Below are 2,043 nucleotides of genomic sequence, written 5' to 3'. Positions count from 1 at the left end.
CAAAAAAGCGATCAAGGAGACGGCAGGCGTGCGGCCTGTTCTCCACTCGCTGAACCAAATATCATTGACCGAACGGTTCGGTCAATATACATAATAATCCCGCCCGCGTGCTCCTCCACCGCTTCAGGGCGTAGGACGCGCGCGGCCTGGTCTCTCGATACCGCCATAAAGGCCTCCCCAAAAAAGCGATCAAGGAGACGGCAGGCGTGCGGCCTGTTCTCCACTCGCTGAACCAAATATCATTGACCGAACGGTTCGGTCAATATACATAATAATCCCGCCCTGGACCCTACTGACGAGAATCCTTTATTCGGGTTTCATGGCCGCAGACTCGACTCGAAAACCTACCGAGACCCTGAACCAATGGTTGTAGCCGGCCACGAACATCTCCACGTCATCCAAGAGGAGGACAGTTCCAAGCGCCGCCAGATCCTCGACGGGGCCCGCAAGGTGTTCATGGATCTCGGTTTTGACGGCGCCAGCATGGGCGAGATCGCGCGCGCGGCGCAGGTCTCCAAAGGCACGCTCTACGTCTACTTCGCCGACAAGACCGCGCTGTTCGAAGCCATCCTCGAGCAGGAGGCGCTTCAGCACGGCCAGGTCGTGTTCACTTTCGATCCCGCGCGCGATGCCGAGACCACCCTGAAGGAGTTCGGCCGAGCCTACATCCACCTGCTCTGCCGGCCCGGCGGCGGATCGGCGATCCGCACCGTGATGGCGATCGCCGAGCGCATGCCTGATGTCGGCCGCCGCTATTATGCGCGGGTGCTGGACAAGAGCATCAACCGCCTCTCCGACTATCTCAAAACCCGTGTTGCCTACGGCGATCTCGAGATCGACGATTGCGACCTTGCGGCGTCGCAGTTCATGGAACTGTGCAAGGCTTCACTCTTCCTGCCTTTCGTCTTCCAGGCCGCCCCCGCACCGTCGGAAGAGCGTATGACCGAAGTGGTCGATAGCGCGGCGCGGATGTTCCTGGCGGCATATAAGGCGAAGTAGCGGCAAGCGGTCCGCGCGTTGCGTAGGCCGATCCGGCCGCACTATATTGCGCTCATGTCTCGTGATCTTCGCCCGCCAGTCGATATCCTCCATTATGAGATCGTCCAGGAACAGGCCTCGGCGCTTGGACGGATGGGCCGCACGCTCGAACAGGCCCTGACGCGTTTGCGCGAGTTCGACGCGGCCCACGCGCACGCGGAGATGACCGCCTCGACGCAGTCGGCCAGACGCAAGCTGGTGATGGAAGCCGGCCGGGCACTCTGGATGTTCGTGGTGCAGCGCGAGGCGACCGGCTTGCGTGACAGCCGCCACATCATGCGCACCTACAACGTCCCCGGCGAGGTGCAGCTCTGCATGGGGCTGGGCCCCGCACCATCGAAGCCGGCGCGATCGTAGCCCGTATGGAGCAGCGCGCAATCCGGGACTACTGGCAATCCCGTCTAATCGTCGGCGTAGTCGTCTTCCTCGCGCTTGCGCGCCATGCTCTTGCGCGCACCGAGCGAACCGGTGACCGAGGGCTCGCGCGCATTGGCATAGGGACTGCGCGACTGCGCACGTCCGGCAACCTCTTCACCTGAGACGGCGGCGGGCTGGCAGATCAGGCGGCGGCTGGCGCGGCGCATCAGATCGACGTGGATGTGATCGTAGTGATAGACGTTGGAGCCCGGCGCGAGCACCGTGGTGAAATGCGCACAGGCACCTGCCTGCACGTCGCGCAGGAATCCCTGCTCTTCCGGCATGCCACGCCAGCCGTCCTTCACGGTGACGCGGCGGCCATCGGCCAGCACGAAGGCCGAGATGTCGAGCGCATTGCCGAAGGCGTGCTCGGAGATATGGGCGCGCGAGTTACCGTTCATGCCGCGGCAGGAATAAGCGGATATCTGCTTGATCTCGGCGACGCGGACGCCGAACCAGCGCATGGAAGAGGGCTGCACGGTGTCGGCGAGCCAGCGGTCGAGCTCGGACACGATCGGACAGGCCAGCGTCGCCGTCGGCTTGATCGCAACGGGACCGACCGCGGTGACGGGATTGCCCTGCGCCGGG

General features: G+C 63.5%; 3 protein-coding genes. 2 read left to right on the top strand and 1 reads right to left on the bottom strand.

All coding sequences use genetic code 11. From position 1 onward, the window contains the following. Positions 1-363 precede the first annotated feature (363 nt). Positions 364-999 carry a TetR/AcrR family transcriptional regulator gene (locus MOV75_RS35985; RefSeq protein WP_246928575.1) on the top strand — a complete coding sequence of 212 codons (636 nt, stop codon included), beginning with the start codon at positions 364-366 and terminating at the stop codon, positions 997-999. 54 nt (positions 1,000-1,053) lie between these two features. Then, the gene (locus tag MOV75_RS35980; RefSeq protein ID WP_246928577.1) at positions 1,054-1,395 is read left to right on the top strand and encodes a DUF6665 family protein; all 342 of its coding nucleotides are present in this window, start codon (positions 1,054-1,056) and stop codon (positions 1,393-1,395) included. 44 nt (positions 1,396-1,439) lie between these two features. Here MOV75_RS35980 and MOV75_RS35975 read toward each other — a convergent pair. Further along, on the bottom strand, positions 1,440-2,043 hold a 604-nt coding region (locus MOV75_RS35975), incomplete at its 5' end, for an extensin family protein (protein WP_247007733.1).

Source organism: Bradyrhizobium sp. PRIMUS42 (genome assembly GCF_023006515.1).
Taxonomy (GTDB): domain Bacteria; phylum Pseudomonadota; class Alphaproteobacteria; order Rhizobiales; family Xanthobacteraceae; genus Bradyrhizobium.
This window is presented reverse-complemented; position numbering and strand designations above follow the sequence as displayed.

Coding starts and splice junctions, on each gene's coding strand:
- MOV75_RS35985 (WP_246928575.1), top strand. CDS start 364: ATGGTTGTAGCCGGCCACGAACATCTCCACGTCATCCAAGAGGAGGAC.
- MOV75_RS35980 (WP_246928577.1), top strand. CDS start 1,054: ATGTCTCGTGATCTTCGCCCGCCAGTCGATATCCTCCATTATGAGATC.